This window comes from Enterobacter sp. KB-280D8 (assembly GCF_041399405.1).
In the GTDB taxonomy this organism is placed as follows: Bacteria; Pseudomonadota; Gammaproteobacteria; order Enterobacterales; family Enterobacteriaceae; genus Enterobacter; species Enterobacter cloacae_N.
In genome coordinates, this window is record NZ_JBGKEC010000006.1 from 87,894 (window position 1) to 104,504 (window position 16,611).

Annotated in this window: 14 protein-coding genes; 8 read left to right on the forward strand and 6 right to left on the reverse strand. The window is 57.4% G+C overall.

Annotated features, from left to right (window positions below):
* Positions 1-17: 17 nt before the first annotated feature.
* From uraA to AB8818_RS16845, 3 genes are all read right to left on the reverse strand, one after another.
* Positions 18-1,307 carry a uracil permease gene (gene uraA / locus AB8818_RS16835; RefSeq protein WP_163330559.1) on the reverse strand — a complete coding sequence of 430 codons (1,290 nt, stop codon included), beginning with the start codon at positions 1,305-1,307 and terminating at the stop codon, positions 18-20.
* An 86-nt stretch (positions 1,308-1,393) separates the two neighbouring features.
* The gene (gene upp, locus AB8818_RS16840) at positions 1,394-2,020 is read right to left on the reverse strand and encodes a uracil phosphoribosyltransferase (protein ID WP_008501641.1); all 627 of its coding nucleotides are present in this window, start codon (positions 2,018-2,020) and stop codon (positions 1,394-1,396) included.
* Positions 2,021-2,236: 216 nt separating this feature from the next.
* A complete protein-coding gene (locus AB8818_RS16845; RefSeq protein WP_192983596.1) occupies positions 2,237-3,667 on the reverse strand; it encodes a 6-phospho-beta-glucosidase in 1,431 nt (476 codons plus the stop codon).
* A gap of 266 nt (positions 3,668-3,933) precedes the next feature.
* Between AB8818_RS16845 and purM the strand changes: the two genes are divergently transcribed.
* From purM to ppx, 4 genes are all read left to right on the forward strand, one after another.
* Positions 3,934-4,971 (forward strand): phosphoribosylformylglycinamidine cyclo-ligase, encoded by a 1,038-nt coding sequence (gene purM, locus AB8818_RS16850; RefSeq protein ID WP_008501643.1) that lies wholly within the window; start codon positions 3,934-3,936, stop codon positions 4,969-4,971.
* Entirely contained in the window at positions 4,968-5,609 is a 642-nt protein-coding gene (purN, locus tag AB8818_RS16855; protein ID WP_163330561.1) for a phosphoribosylglycinamide formyltransferase, read from the forward strand. Before purM ends, purN begins: the two co-directional genes overlap by 4 nt.
* A 207-nt stretch (positions 5,610-5,816) precedes the next feature.
* On the forward strand, positions 5,817-7,877 hold the full coding sequence (gene ppk1, locus AB8818_RS16860) for a polyphosphate kinase 1 (protein ID WP_163330562.1): 2,061 nt from the start codon (positions 5,817-5,819) through the stop codon (positions 7,875-7,877).
* Positions 7,878-7,880: 3 nt separating this feature from the next.
* Positions 7,881-9,419, forward strand: coding sequence for an exopolyphosphatase (ppx, locus tag AB8818_RS16865; RefSeq protein ID WP_116343195.1), 1,539 nt, complete (start codon positions 7,881-7,883; stop codon positions 9,417-9,419).
* A gap of 4 nt (positions 9,420-9,423) precedes the next feature.
* Here the strand turns inward: ppx and AB8818_RS16870 are convergent, their stop codons facing one another.
* Positions 9,424-11,664 carry an EAL domain-containing protein gene (locus AB8818_RS16870; protein ID WP_192983594.1) on the reverse strand — a complete coding sequence of 747 codons (2,241 nt, stop codon included), beginning with the start codon at positions 11,662-11,664 and terminating at the stop codon, positions 9,424-9,426.
* Positions 11,665-12,035: 371 nt separating this feature from the next.
* Here AB8818_RS16870 and AB8818_RS16875 point away from each other — a divergent pair, with 371 nt between their 5' ends.
* Positions 12,036-12,206 carry a YfgG family protein gene (locus AB8818_RS16875; RefSeq protein WP_162874990.1) on the forward strand — a complete coding sequence of 57 codons (171 nt, stop codon included), beginning with the start codon at positions 12,036-12,038 and terminating at the stop codon, positions 12,204-12,206.
* Here AB8818_RS16875 and AB8818_RS16880 read toward each other — a convergent pair.
* Entirely contained in the window at positions 12,203-13,093 is an 891-nt protein-coding gene (locus AB8818_RS16880; RefSeq protein WP_166711954.1) for a LysR family transcriptional regulator, read from the reverse strand. The genes AB8818_RS16875 and AB8818_RS16880 overlap by 4 nt on opposite strands.
* A 97-nt stretch (positions 13,094-13,190) precedes the next feature.
* On the opposite strand from AB8818_RS16880, the gene AB8818_RS16885 reads away from it, so the two are divergent.
* Genes AB8818_RS16885 through AB8818_RS16895 form a run of 3 tightly spaced genes read left to right on the forward strand, consistent with a single transcriptional unit; the run spans position 13,191 to position 15,694 of the window.
* Entirely contained in the window at positions 13,191-14,420 is a 1,230-nt protein-coding gene (locus tag AB8818_RS16885) for an MFS transporter (RefSeq protein ID WP_192983592.1), read from the forward strand.
* Positions 14,421-14,471: 51 nt separating this feature from the next.
* Positions 14,472-14,939 carry a DUF6130 family protein gene (locus tag AB8818_RS16890; protein ID WP_116343203.1) on the forward strand — a complete coding sequence of 156 codons (468 nt, stop codon included), beginning with the start codon at positions 14,472-14,474 and terminating at the stop codon, positions 14,937-14,939.
* Positions 14,940-14,950: 11 nt separating this feature from the next.
* Positions 14,951-15,694, forward strand: a complete 744-nt coding sequence (locus tag AB8818_RS16895; RefSeq protein ID WP_192983590.1) for an alpha/beta fold hydrolase — start codon at positions 14,951-14,953, stop codon at positions 15,692-15,694.
* 89 nt (positions 15,695-15,783) lie between these two features.
* On the opposite strand, the gene iolB is transcribed toward AB8818_RS16895, so the two are convergent.
* Positions 15,784-16,608: a 5-deoxy-glucuronate isomerase gene (gene iolB, locus AB8818_RS16900; protein ID WP_192983588.1), complete on the reverse strand. Its 825-nt coding sequence runs from the start codon at positions 16,606-16,608 to the stop codon at positions 15,784-15,786.
* Positions 16,609-16,611 lie beyond the last annotated feature (3 nt).

A 16,611-nucleotide genomic window follows, 5' to 3' on the forward strand; every position in this document is an offset into this window, starting at 1 on the left:
TCCACCCGGTTAAAGGATCAATGTGGCGCTTTTTCGCTTTCGTCAGCGTCCAGCACCACTTCTTCCGGGCGGATCACCGAGATCAGCTTGAAAATCAGGCTCAGGCCCACACCGACGATGGTCGCCAGCGCCATGCCCTTCAGCTCGGCCGCGCCAATATGCACCTTCGCACCGCTCACGCCGATGATCAGGATGACGGAGGTCAGGATCAGGTTTTGCGCTTTGCTGTAATCCACTTTGGATTCAATCAGTACGCGAATACCGGACGCGCCGATCACCCCGTACAGCAGCAGGGAAACGCCGCCCATCACCGGAACCGGGATAATCTGGATCGCTGCCGCCAGCTTGCCCACGCATGAGAGCAGAATGGCGATGATCGCCGCGCCGCCGATAACCCAGGTGCTGTAGACGCGGGTAATCGCCATCACGCCGATGTTTTCGCCGTAGGTGGTGTTTGGCGTGGAACCGAAGAATCCGGAGATGATAGTCGAGAAACCGTTGGCAAACATGGAGCGGTGCAGCCCCGGGTCGCGGATCAGGTCGCGCTTAATGATGTTCGCCGTCACCACCAGGTGGCCAACGTGCTCGGCAATCACCACCAGCGCGGCAGGCAGAATGGTGAAAATAGCAAACCATTCAAAGCGCGGGGTGTAGATGGTTGGCAGCGCGAACCAGGGTGCCTGAGCAATCGGGGTGGTATCCACCACGCCCATGACGAAGGAGAGCGCATAGCCCGCCAGCACGCCGATCAGGATCGGGATAATCGCCATAAAGCCGCGGAACAGCACGGAGCCAAACACCGTCACGCCCAGGGTTACCAGCGAGATAATGATGGTTTTGGAATCCGGCGACTGGCCGTCCGCAGGCAGCAGGCCGGCCATGTTTGCCGCCACGCCCGCCAGTTCCAGACCGATGACCGCAACGATAGCGCCCATCGCCGCAGGCGGGAACATCACGTCCAGCCAGCCGGTACCCGCTTTCTTCACGATGAAGGAGACCAGGCAGAACAGCACGCCGCACATGATAAAGCCGCCCAGCGCGACTTCATAACCCAGCGGCAGCAACAGTAGCACCGGTGAGATAAAGGCAAAGCTCGACCCGAGATACGCCGGGATTTTGCCTTTACAGATAAAGAGGTACAGCAGCGTACCGACGCCGTTGAACAGCAGCACGGTAGCCGGGTTAATGTGAAACAGGATTGGCACCAGCACGGTTGCGCCAAACATGGCGAACAGGTGCTGCAAACTAAGCGGGATAGTCTGTAAAAGCGGCGGTCTTTCACTCACCCCGATAGCACGGCGCGTCATAGTGTTTTCCTCTGTGTAGTATCGTTGTTGGTGTTTTATTCAAAAAAAAGCCGACTATCAAAGTCGGCTTATTTATCGTTATTCGATTATTTCGTACCAAAGATCTTATCGCCGGCATCGCCGAGCCCCGGGATGATGTACCCGTGCTCGTTCAACCCCTGGTCGATAGACGCGGTATACAGTTCAACGTCCGGGTGCGCTTTTTCCAGCGCCGCGATCCCTTCCGGTGCAGCCACCAGAACCAGCACCTTAATGCTGCTGCAGCCCGCTTTTTTCAGCAGGTCGATGGTGGCGATCATAGAACCGCCGGTTGCCAGCATCGGGTCAACCACCAGCGCCATGCGCTCGTCGATGTTAGACACCAGCTTCTGGAAGTAAGGAACCGGCTCCAGCGTCTCTTCATTACGGTAGATGCCGACCACGCTGATGCGCGCGCTTGGGACGTGCTCCAGCACGCCTTCCATCATGCCGAGACCCGCACGCAGGATTGGCACCACGGTAATTTTCTTACCTTTGATCTGCTCAACCTGTACCGGGCCGTTCCAGCCCTCGATGGTCACTTTTTCCGTTTCCAGATCGGAGGTCGCTTCGTAGGTCAGCAGGCTACCCACTTCAGAAGCCAGTTCGCGAAAACGTTTCGTGCTGATGTCATGCTCACGCATCAGGCCCAACTTGTGTTTAACGAGTGGGTGTTTCACTTCCACAATCTTCATTCTCTTTCTCCTCTGAGGTGGCATCCGCAAAAAAATCGCGGGATTATACCGCTTTTTTCGGATTGCGCCATACCCATGTTGCTTGACAGGGATCAAGCAAAGACAAAAAACCGGAGACAGGTCTCCGGCTTAAGTGCGAGGTTCTGCCCGGTGGCGCTACGCTTACGCGGGCCTACGTGTATTGTAGGTCGGGAAAGCGTTAGCGCCACCCGACAATTACAGGTTATCGCCGTTGCTCGCGATCACCTGCTTATACCAGCCGAACGATTTCTTCTTGCTGCGGTTCAGCGTGCCGTTACCTTCGTTATCTTTATCCACAAAGATAAAGCCGTAGCGTTTTTTCATTTCGCCCGTTCCGGCAGACACCAGGTCAATACAGCCCCACGGGGTGTAGCCCATCAGGTCAACACCGTCTTCCACCACCGCTTTTTTCATCTCGCGAATGTGGGCTGCGAGGTAGTCAATACGGTACTGGTCGTTCACCGTGCCGTCGCTCTCCTGCACGTCAATCGCGCCAAAGCCGTTCTCAACGATAAACAGCGGCAGCTGGTAGTGATCCCAGAACCAGTTGAGGGAGTAGCGAAGCCCCACCGGGTCAATCTGCCAGCCCCAGTCGGATTTCTGCACGTACGGGTTAGAGACCAGGCTCTTGCTCTCGTCGTAATCCAGCTGCGGGTTATCCGCCGTCGCCTTGGTGGCGAAGGACATATAGTAGCTAAAGCCAATGTAATCCACGCAGCCCTGCGTCAGCGCTGCTTTATCTTCTTCGGTGATATCCAGCGCGAAGCCGCGACGTTCAAAGTAGTTGAGCAGATGCTGCGGGTATTTGCCGCGCACGTGAACGTCGGTGAACCAGTAGCGGCGATGCATGGCGTTCATCGCCATCATCATGTCGTCTGGCGCGCAGGTCAGCGGATAGATGGGACACATGGCAATCATGCAGCCGATCTGCAGCGACGGGTTAATCTCGCGCCCCGCCTTCACCGCCAGGGCGCTGGCCACCAGCTCGTAGTGCGCGGCCTGGAACATCACCGGCTCGCGGTCTTCACCCGGCGCATATTTCAGCCCGGAGTTGGTGAACGGCGCAAAGTCTTCGTGGAAGTTGGCCTGGTTGTTGATCTCGTTAAAGGTCATCCAGTACTTCACTTTATGCTGGTAGCGCTCAAAAACGACCTTCGCAAAGCGGACAAAGAAGTCAATCAGCTTACGGTTGCGCCAGCCGCCGTATTCCGTGACCAGGTGGAAAGGCATCTCAAAGTGGGAAAGCGTAATAACCGGTTCAATGCCGTACTTCAGGCATTCGTCGAACAGATCGTCATAGAATTTCAGGCCCGCCTCGTTGGGCTCAAGCTCGTCGCCTTTCGGGAAGATGCGCGTCCAGGCGATGGAGGTACGGAAGCATTTGAACCCCATCTCGGCAAAGAGTTTGATGTCTTCTTTATAGCGGTGGTAGAAATCGATGGCCTCATGGTTAGGGTAGTTTTTCCCCTCCAGAACGCCGTTGGTGATTTCACGCGGCACGCCATGCGCGCCCGCGGTCATCACGTCGGCCACGCTTACGCCCTTGCCGCCCTCTTTCCAGCCGCCCTCAAGCTGGTGTGCCGCCACGGCCCCACCCCACAGAAAATCTGCTTTAAATCCTGACATTCGCTTTCCCTCATTCTGCGTTATTTTCTGCAAAAACAATTACAGAAACCGGTTTCATTTCGATGATGTGCAAAGGGGATATCCGTTGCAAGCAGTTCTCCGAAACCGGTTTCATTTTCGTGAACGGAGTCAAGTTTGGCTGCATTTACAGGCTATGCAGAAAAAAAGATCCTCACGTCCAGAATAGGCTCGCAAACGTTTGCCTGGACTGTTAGAATTGCGCCGATTTTTCTTACTAGCTATGCAATCGCGTGGGGATTTAAGCCGTGACCAACAAAACTTCTCTCAGCTACAAAGATGCCGGTGTTGATATTGACGCAGGTAATGCGCTGGTTGACCGAATCAAAGGTGTGGTGAAGAAAACCCGCCGCCCGGAAGTGATGGGTGGTCTGGGTGGATTCGGCGCACTGTGCGCGCTGCCGCAAAAATATCGTGAACCTGTTCTGGTCTCGGGTACTGACGGTGTAGGCACCAAGCTGCGCCTGGCGATGGATTTAAAACGTCACGACACGATCGGTATCGATCTGGTCGCGATGTGTGTGAACGACCTGGTGGTTCAGGGCGCAGAGCCGCTGTTCTTCCTCGATTACTACGCGACCGGCAAACTGGACGTGGATACCGCAGCCAGCGTCATTAACGGTATCGCCGAAGGCTGTCTGCAGTCCGGCTGTGCGCTGGTAGGCGGTGAAACCGCTGAAATGCCGGGCATGTACCACGGCGAAGATTATGACGTCGCGGGCTTCTGCGTCGGCGTAGTAGAAAAATCAGAAATTATCGACGGCAGCAAAGTGGCCGATGGCGATGTGCTGATCGCACTGGCCTCCAGCGGCCCGCACTCTAACGGTTACTCTCTGGTACGTAAAATCCTCGAAGTGAGCGGCTGCGACCCGCTGACCACCGAGCTGGACGGCAAACCGCTGGCCGACCACCTGCTGGCGCCAACCCGTATTTACGTGAAGAACGTGCTGGAACTGATTGAGAACGTTGACGTGCACGCTATCGCCCACCTGACCGGCGGCGGCTTCTGGGAAAACATCCCGCGCGTCCTGCCGGACAACACCCAGGCGGTGATCGACGAATCCTCATGGCAGTGGCCGGCCGTCTTTAACTGGCTGCAGACCGCAGGGAATGTGAGCTCTCACGAAATGTACCGCACCTTTAACTGCGGCGTGGGCATGGTTATCGCCCTGCCGGCAAGCGAAGCGGATAAAGCGGTTAAGCTGCTGACAGAGAAAGGTGAAAACGCGTGGAAAATCGGTACGATTAAAGCCTCCGATTCCGAACAGCGTGTGGTCATTGAATGAAAAACATCGTGGTGCTCATTTCCGGCAACGGAAGCAATTTGCAGGCAATCATAGACGCCTGCAAACAGAAGAAAATCAATGGCACCATTCGGGCAGTTTTCAGCAACAAGGCCGACGCGTTCGGCCTTGAGCGCGCGCGGGAAGCGAACATTCCTGCACACGCGCTGGAAGCCAGCCAGTTCGCCGGGCGTGAAGCCTTTGACCGCGAGCTGGTGCATGAGATTGATGCCTACGCGCCGGACGTGGTCGTGCTGGCGGGCTATATGCGTATTCTGAGCCCGGCCTTCGTCGAACACTTCGCCGGTCGTCTGCTGAATATCCACCCTTCCCTGCTGCCAAAATATCCCGGCCTGCACACCCATCGTCAGGTGCTGGAAAACGGCGACGAGGAGCACGGCACCTCCGTGCATTTCGTTACCGACGAGCTGGACGGCGGCCCGGTTATCCTGCAGGCGAAAGTCCCGGTCTTTGACGGCGACAGCGAAGAAGACGTGACCGACCGCGTGCAGGCCCAGGAACATGCCATTTACCCGCTGGTGGTGAGCTGGTTTGTCGACGGGCGTCTGGAGATGCGCGACGGCGCGGCCTGGCTGGACGGCGTGAAGTTACCCCCGCAGGGCTATGCAGCGGAAGAGTAGTTTGTTATGTCGGGTGGCGCAGCTGCGCTTACCCGACCTGTACATTGCATTACCCGATATTCCCTCCCCCAACCCGCTAAAATCCCCAACAAAAAAAATAACTGTCATACTTTTCTGGCACTGTTGGACATATCGTGGAAATGCTCGCCATAATAAGGACGAGACGGATTTACCACGTCCTGTGATTGAACTGGAGTGTGAGCTGTAATGGGTCAGGAAAAGTTATATATCGAGAAAGAGCTAAGCTGGTTAGCATTTAACGAACGTGTACTCCAGGAAGCGGCAGACAAAAGTAACCCGCTGATCGAACGCATGCGTTTTTTAGGCATTTATTCCAACAACCTGGATGAGTTCTACAAGGTTCGCTTTGCCGAGCTGAAAAGACGGATCATCATCAGCGAAGAACAGGGCTTAAACTCGCACTCGCGGCATCTGCTGGGCAAAATCCAGTCCCGCGTGTTAAAAGCCGATCAGGAATTTGACGGCCTGTATAACGAACTGCTGCTGGAGATGGCGCGCAATCAAATCTTCCTGATTAACGAACGTCAGCTTTCCGTTAACCAACAAAGCTGGCTGCGTCACTACTTTAAACACTACCTGCGCCAGCACATTACCCCGATTCTCATCAACCGCGAAACCGACCTGGTGCAGTTCCTCAAGGATGACTATACCTACCTGGCGGTGGAAATTATTCGCGGTGAATCCATCCGTTACGCCCTGCTGGAGATCCCGTCCGATAAGGTTCCGCGCTTTGTGAACCTGCCGCCGGAGACCCCGCGCAGACGCAAGCCGATGATCCTGCTGGATAACATCCTGCGCTACTGTCTGGACGACATCTTCAAAGGCTTCTTCGATTACGATGCCTTAAACGCCTACTCGATGAAGATGACCCGTGACGCCGAATATGACCTGGTGCACGAGATGGAAGCCAGCCTGATGGAGCTAATGTCCTCCAGCCTGAAACAGCGCCTGACGGCCGAGCCGGTGCGCTTTGTCTATCAGCGCGATATGCCGGACGCCATGGTGGAGATGCTGCGCGAGAAACTGACCATTTCGCGCTATGACTCCATCGTGCCGGGTGGCCGTTACCACAACTTTAAAGACTTTATTGGCTTCCCGAACGTCGGCAAAGCCAATCTGGTGAACAAGCCGCTGCCGCGACTGCGCCATCTGTGGTTCGATAAGTTCCGCAACGGGTTCGACGCCATTCGCGAGCGCGACGTGCTGCTCTACTATCCGTATCACACGTTTGAGCACGTGCTGGAGCTGCTGCGTCAGGCCTCCTTCGACCCGAGCGTGCTGGCGATCAAAATCAACATCTACCGCGTGGCAAAAGATTCCCGCATCATCGACGCGATGATCCACGCGGCGCACAACGGCAAAAAAGTGACCGTGGTGGTTGAGCTGCAGGCGCGCTTCGACGAAGAGGCAAACATTCACTGGGCGCGCCGTCTGACGGAAGCGGGCGTGCACGTGATCTTCTCCGCGCCGGGGCTGAAAATTCACGCCAAGCTGTTCCTGATTTCGCGCAAAGAGGGCGACGACGTGGTGCGTTATGCCCACATCGGCACCGGGAACTTTAACGAAAAAACCGCACGGATTTACACCGACTACTCGCTGCTGACCGCCGATGCCCGCATCACTAACGAGGTGCGCCGGGTCTTTAACTTTATCGAAAACCCGTACCGCCCGGTAAGCTTCGATTATCTGCTGGTCTCCCCGCAGAACTCGCGCCGCCTGCTGTACGATATGATCGATAAAGAGATCGCCAATGCCCAGAAAGGCTTGTCGTCCGGCATCACGCTGAAGCTTAACAACCTGGTCGACAAAGGACTGGTGGACAGGCTCTATGCAGCGTCCAGCTCCGGCGTGCCGGTTAACCTGCTGATCCGCGGCATGTGCTCGCTTATCCCTGAACTGGAAGGCATTAGCGACAATATTCGCGTTATCAGCATCGTTGACCGCTACCTGGAGCACGATCGGGTCTATATTTTCGATAATGCGGGCGATAAACAGGTCTATCTCTCTTCGGCAGACTGGATGACGCGCAATATTGACTATCGAATTGAAGTCGCAACCCCGCTGCTGGATCCGCGTCTGAAACAGCGTATCCTCGACATTATCGAGATCCTGTTCAGCGATACGGTTAAAGCGCGCTATATCGACAAAGAACTCAGTAACCGCTACGTACCGCGCGGCAATCGCCGTAAAGTGCGGTCACAGCTGGCGATTTACGACTATATCAAATCACTCGAGCAACCCGATTAACCTATGCCGATAAATGATAAGACCCCACGCCCGCAGGAATTCGCCGCGGTCGATCTTGGCTCTAACAGTTTTCACATGGTCATCGCCCGTGAGGTGGATGGCGCGCTGCAGATCATCGGTCGTCTGAAGCAGCGCGTACACCTGGCGGATGGGCTTGATGAGCGCAGCATGCTCAGCGAAGAGGCGATGGAGCGCGGCCTGAACTGCCTGTCGCTGTTTGCTGAACGCCTGCAGGGCTTCTCGCCCTCCAGCGTGTGCATCGTGGGCACCCACACTCTGCGCCAGGCGCTGAACGCGCCGGAGTTCCTCAAGCGGGCCGAAAAAGTGATCCCCTACCCGATTGAGATCATCTCCGGTAATGAGGAAGCGCGTCTGATTTTCATGGGCGTTGAACACACCCAGCCGGAAAAAGGCCGCAAGCTGGTGATCGACATCGGCGGTGGCTCAACGGAGCTTGTGATCGGCGAAGATTTTGAGCCTCGCCTGGTGGAGAGCCGCCGTATGGGCTGCGTCAGCTTCGCGCAGATGTATTTCCCGGGCGGCACCATCACCCGCGAGAACTTCCAGCGGGCGAAAATGGCTGCGATCCAGAAGCTGGAAAACCTGGCCTGGCAGTACCGCATTCAGGGCTGGAACGTGGCGCTGGGCGCGTCGGGCACCATCAAGGCGGCGCATGAGGTGCTGCTGGCGATGGGTGAAAAAGACGGCTTTATCACGCCTGAACGCCTGACCCTGCTGACTGAAGAGGTGCTGAAGCATAAAAGTTTTGACGCCCTAAGCCTGCCGGGGCTTTCCGACGAGCGTAAGGCAGTCTTCGTGCCGGGTCTGGCTATTCTCTGCGGCGTATTTGACGCGCTGGCAATTAAAGAGCTGCGCCTCTCCGACGGCGCGCTGCGTGAGGGGGTGCTGTATGAGATGGAAGGCCGCTTCCGCCATCAGGATATTCGCAGCCGCACCGCCCAGAGCCTGGCCAACCAGTACAACATCGACCGCGAGCAGGCGAAGCGCGTGCTGGAAACCACGGTGCAGATGTACGAACAGTGGCAGGAGCAGAACCCCAAGCTCGCGCACCCGCAGCTTGCCGCTCTGCTGAAATGGGCCGCGATGCTGCACGAGGTGGGGCTGAACATCAACCACAGCGGGATGCACCGCCACTCGGCCTATATTCTGCAAAACAGCGATCTGCCCGGCTTCAACCAGGAGCAGCAAACCATGATGGCAACCCTGGTGCGCTATCACCGCAAAGCCATCAAGCTCGACGATCTGCCGCGCTTCACGCTGTTTAAGAAAAAGCAGTTCCTGCCGTTAATTCAGCTTCTGCGTCTGGGCGTGCTGCTGAATAATCAGCGGCAGGCGACCACCACGCCGCCGACGCTGAAGCTGAAAACCGACGATCACCACTGGACGCTGAGCTTCCCGCACGACTGGTTTAGCCAGAACGCGCTGGTCCTGCTGGACCTGGAAAAAGAGCAGCAGTACTGGGAAGCGGTCACCGGCTGGATGCTCAAAATCGAGGAAGAGAGCGCCGACGTCGCCGCGTAACGGCTCAGGCGTCCGCGGTGGACGCCTCTGCTTCCAGCAGTGACTCAAGCGGTGCCGGTCTGCCAATCAGATAGCCCTGCACATAATCGATACCTAGCGCGTGAACCGCGCTACGTATCTCTTCGGTCTCGACATATTCCGCCACCACCAGCATCTTCTTCATGCGCGCCAGATGGCAGATAGACGCCACAATCTGGTAATCCAGACTGTTGTTGACGATATTGCGGATGAAGTCGCCGTCTATTTTGAGAATGTCCGCATCCACGCTTTTCAGCCGCGCGTAGCTCGCATACCCGGTGCCGAAATCATCAATCGCAATGCGCACCCCCATTTTCTGCAGCTGCCGGAGAATGTGGAGCCCCTGCTCCGCGTTGCAGAAGGTGCTGCACTCCGTGACTTCAAAGATCAGCTGCCACGGCTCAATGGCATATTTCACCAGCAGGCGGCTCACCTCAAGCGGGAACTGCACCCGACACACCGTTGAAGGGGCCAGATTAATGGCAAAGCGCTGGCCGGGCAGCCGTTCGCGATGCGCGGCAAGGAAGCGCAGCGTATGCTCCAGCACCCACAAATCCACCCGAGAAGAGAGGCCAAACTCCTGGGCTATCGGCAGAAATTGTTCAGGGGAGATCAACAGTCCGTTTGCGTCTGTCATCCGCAGCAGGACCTCGTGATAGCTATCGCCACGCAGGCCGCGCACGGGCTGAACGAGCAGCGTGAATGCGTTGCTATCCAGCGCACGCTGCAGGCGACTCATCACCGCGACTTTATCCTTCAGACTGCGCTGCATATGCACGGCTCCGCGCTGCTGAAGATTTTCCGGGTGGTTAGAGGAGAGCGACAGATCGGCAACCACGCCCAGCTCACCCAGCACCAGATAGAGGTGGTTAACTGGCGAACGCACATAGCAATAGCTCACGCCCACCTGCGGCTGCAGCGGCATGCCGTCCCAGACAAAGCGAAACTGCTTGATGTGCTCGTCCAGGGTTTCAATCCGCTGCTGGTGCGATTCGGCGTTAAGGCGAACCGCCATGTCACAGCCCGTCAGGTGATAGACCTGCTCATTGGGCTGGAGCGTGCCATTAATCCATTGCGCCAGCTGCTGTTTGTACTGAATACGCAGTAACACGCCATAGTTACGGCCCAGGATTTCCAGCTCCGGAACGCGGAGTAAACAGAGCGCCGACCACGGGTTTTTCGCCAGAGCGCGCGAGAGCGCCCGCAGGTTAGGCATATGCAGGACCGGGTCGAGCAGCGCCAGCCTGCGGGCGCGTTTGTTCACCGCCCGCTGCCGGGTCGCCAGCATCGACATGTAAATCACCACAAACGAGAAGACCAGATAGCTGGAAGAGGTGATCGCCAGCTGAATGTCGTACCCCTGGTTCACAGGAATATAGCGGTAAAAATAGTGAATAGAGACGAGCAGGATCGGGATCCAGATAATCGAAATCAGCTTATAGCCAAAACGCATCGCGCCCCAGAGCATCACCGGCATCAGCAGCGACAGGGTGTAGTTAGTGGTGAAAATCGAACTGTTTTCATTCATCGGGAGCAGCAGCAGCGAAAGCAGCCCGCCAAGCGCAATGGCCCAAATCAGAAACTCAGCGAGCGTCACCTTTTTGTCTATCTGGGTACGGATCTGCGAGACGAGGCTTTTGAGATAACGCGGATGACGAATCAGGCGGATCAGCAGATAACTTAACGGCACGCCCGTCAGGCCGCTGACCAGCAAGGCCTGATAGTTGATCAGCGTGCGAATATTGAGGGGGTTAAGCCCCGCCAGGCTCTGGCGGCTCTCATATACGCCCAGATACACCGCAAACTGGAACAGCACCAGAAACAGCGTCGCGGGACAGAAGGCCTGCCAGAAGATGCGCTGCGCCATCAGCCGTACGTCGCCGTACGCCGTCATATTGCGTCTGGGCGCAAATACCCGGTAGCCGCCCCAGCTCAGCACTAAAGGGACAATAAAATGGAGCACGCCTGCAACGGTTTCAAACATCCCGACCGACGGGTAATAGCGGATAAACAGCGACAACACGATCCCGGGAAGAGCTCCAGGACCAAAAAACATCATCAGCGAAAGCAAAAACGAGAGCGGTAAATAATAAAGTGCCACTATCCCGTCGCCCAGCTGCGTGAACGTATTCGCCACGCTCAGTACGGGAAGTAAAACCACCGGTAAAATAAGCGGCAATGCCCACCAGCGGTGTTTATTGTTTTTCAGGAAAGCGAAAATATTCATAGATGCCCGGTTAAACCCCTTTTTCTCCAGAGGGAAAATAAAGACAGGCATCCAACCTGACCTGGCGCCGCCCGACGACATGCAGGGCGAACGGTATGGAGGAGGGATTTTAAATATCAGGGCCGGGAATCCGTTGACATAAATCAAACTATTTTACGCAAATAAGCCTTGCATAGCGTTTTTTTGAAATAATTTTCTTCATATTATCAATATGGTAAATGCAATTATTAATTTCAATAACAATAATTAATGTATACGTTGACGGTTATTTACACATGACGGAATTGACCCTCTCTTTCCGCTGTGCCTTAATATCCCCGTCGCCCAAAAGGGCATGCCCAGGAAAAAAGAGAGTGAGTCAGGCCACGCGTATGCGCAAACGACACCGTTTTAACACCCGAATGACCCGCATCATACTGCTCATCAGCTTTCTGTTTTTCTTTGGCCGCTTCGTTTACTCTTCCATCGGCGCCTGGTATCACCATCAGGACAAAACCCAGTCACAGCAGTCCAGCCTGAACGTCGACGCCGCTGACCGCTAGCCCGCCGCAGTGTCTTGCACCAGCCGAATAATCCCGGCAATCCCTTTGCTGAGGATCTTATCCTGCCGCATCACGATGGCCAGCTGCCGCTGCAGCATGGGCGTGAGCGACATGACGCAGAGCCCTTCACGGTCAGCGTCATGCTCAACCGCCATTCGCGGAACGATACTGTAGCCCAGCCCCACGCGAACCATACGCTTAATCGCCTCAATGCTGCCAAGCTGCATCACCGGCGCGATCGCTAACCCATTGGCCGCAAACCAGCCATCAATCAGCGCCCGCGTACTGCTGCCTGACTCAAAGACAATCAGCGGCTGAGCATGGAGCGCCTGTGGGGTTAATTCCCGGAAAGCATCCTGCTGCTCCCGCGCCGCGATAAAAACAAACTCCTCGTCCATCACCGGCATAACGTCCAGCGCTCTGCCGCTCACCGGCAGCGTCACCAGCCCCATATCAAGACGGTTCTCTTCGATGGCCCTGACGATATCGAGGGTGTTGCCCGTTGTTACGCCCACCCGCAGGAGCGGATAGTCGCGGCGCAGCTGCTCCAGCAGGGGTGGCAGAAGATGGATGCAGGCCGTCGCCCCCGTGCCAAGGGTAATAGTCCCGCTGACATCGTGGCTGAACGCGCTCACGGACAGGAGGGTTTCGTCCACGACCTGCTGAATGCGCTCCCCGTGCGCCAGCAATGCCTCTCCGGCCGCCGTGGCCTTAATGCCCCGTCCGGTACGTTCCACCAGCCGCGTTTGCAGAAACTGCTCCAGCTGGCGTATTTGCAGGCTGACCGCGGGCTGGGAAATGCCCAGCAGATCCGCCGCCGCCGAAAAGCTGCCGCGCTGGATCGCCAGGCGGAACGTCGCGAGATAGCCGAGGTTAAGCGTCGTCATTCAAAGTTTCTCTTATACAGCGCATAAGGTTGCAGGCCTGCCAGCACAATACCGCGCTCGCTATGCTCAGGACAACTGCATAACGGAATGAAAAACAATGGAAACACCTGCCCTGCCTCGTCGCCTTGCCCTCACTGCCGGATGTCATCAACTCCTCAACTGGGGGATCTCATTTTATATGCCCGGCACCTTTGCGCGGGCGATTTCAGCCGATCGGGGTTGGTCAGCACCGCAGATTTATCTCGGCCTGACGCTGGCGATGCTGGTGATGGCGGCGGTCTCCCCTTACGTCGCCCGTCTGCTGGCACGTTTTGGCGGACAGAGGGTGGTGATGGGCGGAACGCTGCTGATTGCTGCAAGCTGCGCCGGTATGGCGTATACCCGGACGCTGTCTGGCTGGTACTGCGCCTGGCTACTGTGCGGCCTCGGGATGCGCCTGTCGCTGTATGACGCACTGTTCGCCGCGCTGGTTAACCTGTACGGCCAGCAGGCACGCGGGAGCATCTCACGTATTACGCTGATGGGCGGGCTGGCGTCCGCCGTCTTCTGGCCGCTTGGAGAGGCTTTACTCAATGTGATGGCATGGCAGGACGCGCTGAAGGTCTACGCCCTGTCCGGATTACTGAGCGCCCTGCTTCTTCGCCACTTCCCGCGTCAGCGCTTTGCGGTGAAGCCAAAAGCGAGCGCGCCGGTCTCGCCCCAAGACAGGCGTAACGGCTGGCTGTATGCGACCTTTATTGCGCTCATTACCTTTGTCTCAAGCGGGACCTCTACCCACCTCCCCGAGTTTATCGCCAGTTTCGGCCTGCCGGTCGCGGTCGGCATGCTGTGGGGGATCGGCCAGACGGGCGCGCGCTTTATGGAGGTACTGGCGGGAGTACGCTTAACCCCTTTAAAACTTACGCTTTTTACTGCTATTGCCATGCCGCTTTGTTTTCTCATCGGGCTGAGCAGCACCCTGTTTGTCTGGTGTGCCGCCGGATTTGTGCTGGGTTATGGCGCAATTAACGGGCTGGTAACCATTGTCAAAGCGACCCTGCCGCTGGAGCTGTTCAGCGCGGAACGTTACGCCAGCCGGACAGGCATGCTTCTCATCCCGGGGCAGCTGATGGCCGCAGCTTCTCCGTGTGCCTTTGCATGGCTGAATAAAACGCTGGGGATCGCGGGTGCAATGTGGGTTTCAATGGGGCTGACGCTGGTAATTGCCGGGCTGGCGATAGCGATTGTGCGCCGTCCCGGGAGGCAAAGTGTATCGCACTGTATCCAGAACCCTGCGCTGACAAACGGGTACAAAACGCCGCCTCCGGCAAATATCTCCGATACATAAAAATGGTTTTCTTTCCCTGTCGCCATTCAGAACCGATGAGGAGAGAAACCGATGATCCGTCGTTATGCACTTATCCCCCTGCTTTTCCTGGCATCTGTAGCCCATGCCCGGGCCACACCGCTGGACAACCTGAGCGCCGCGGACGTTAACGGCCCCGCCGCCGTTGCGCCGCTGGCGCAGCCGCAGCCGCCCGCCAGGCTGATCGTCGATCCCCCGCTCGCTGGCCCGCTGAGCAAAGGCGCGGTGTTTATTCAGTACCGGGCCGAAAACCTGCGCATCGAACCGGTGTTCGGCCCCGAGGCGCTCAAGGTAACCCCGCGTATCGGACACATTCACGTGGTGGTGGACGGCGCGCCGTGGCACTGGGCTGACGCCAGCGGCGAGCCGGTGATCCTGGTGGGACTGCCCGCCGGCAAGCACAAGGTAACGATTATCCTGGCCGACCCGACGCACAAGCCGCTCGATCACAAAACCATTGAATTCACCGTTCCGCCCCACGCGGCGGTCCACCATTTTTAAGGAGTCTGAAGATGAAAGCACTGTCTGTAGTGACGGCGGGCCTGCTGGCCCTTTCCGCCAGCGCCTTTGCACAGAGTAAAACCAGCGTTGTGCTGGTGCACGGCGCGTTTGCCGACGGCAGCAGCTGGAATAAGGTGATCGCCCTGCTGCAGAAGCAGCACGATGAGGTGATTGCCGTCCAGCTCCCGCTCACCTCTCTCAGGGACGACGTTGCGGCCACAAAACGGGCCATCTCCCGGGCGCAAGGCGACGTGGTGCTGGTGGGCCACTCCTGGGGCGGCACTGTGATTAGCGAGGCGGGCAACGATGCGCGGGTGAAATCGCTGGTGTATGTAGCGGCATTCGCGCCGGATTCAGGCCAGTCGACGGCAGATCTGGCAGGAAGCTACCCTGCACCGCCGGGCAGCGCGGGCATCACCAAAACGGCAGACGGTTATTTATACCTGCCGACAGGAGCCGTCAGGAAGGACTTCGCGCCGGATGTGAAGCCAGAAGAACAAAACGCTATCGCGGCCACGCAGGGGCCAATTAAGGCCGATGCGTTTGGTGAAAAGGTCACCCACGCGGCGTGGCATGATAAACCAAGCTGGTATGTGGTCAGCAAGAATGACCGAATGATCAACCCGGAGCTTGAGCGCGCCATGGCGAAGACGATCCATGCGAAAACCGCCGAGGTGGCGGCGAGCCACGTGTCGATGGTAAGCCAACCGGAGGCCATCGCCCGGACGATTGAGCAGGCGAGGCGGATGCACTGAGGACAATTCGCCCGGCGGCGCTACGCTTGCACGGGCCTACGATTTCGTAGGTCGGGTAAGTGCAGCGCCACCCGACAAAAAAGGCCGTCTCAGCCCCCACCATCCGCGGGATAATCACGATTAATCCACGCGTGGTCCTTTTCCCACGTAAACATCCATTTGCGCACCGGGCCGGCCATCACGTTAAGGTAGTAACTGTCATACCCGGCCATCGTCGCCACCGGGTGATATCCCTTCGGCACCATCACCACGTCGCGATTGTAGACCGCCATACACTCATCCAGCGTTCTGTCGTCGGTGTAGACCCGCTGCATGCAGAACCCCTGTTCCGGATTGAGGCGATGGTAGTAGGTCTCCTCCAGATATGTCTCCTGAGGCGGGTTATCCGTATCGTGCTTGTGGCTCGGGTACGAGCTGGTGCAGCCCTCGTTAGTCCATACCTCCACCACCAGCAGGCTGTCAGCCGGTTTGTCTTCCGGCAGAATGTTGTGCACGTAGCGCTGGTTGTGGCCCTTGCCGCGCGCCTCGGCGTCGATGTCCTGCGGGGCTATCAGCCGCGTCGGATACGTGCCCTTGCCCGGCGCGGCGCAGACCGCCAGCTCAAGCTTCGTCAGCGCCTTTACCTGCACCGTTTCCTGCGGAGTGACGTACACCGCCCACGGCTTGATGCGCTCGAACGGGCTCATCCGCTCGCCGATGTCGTTAAACTGTGCGGAAGGGGTGCTGATGGAGGCCCGTCCGGCAACCAGCACCAGACAGCGTTCTTCGCTGACGGCGGGCAGCGTCAGCGTCTGCCCCTCCTGCAGCTCATACGCCTCAAACCCGACGTAGCCCCACCCCGCGCTTTCCGGCGTAACGGACTGGGTTCGCCCCTCTGCGTTCGGCTGTTGCCAGCGTGATAACAGACGTGACATGTC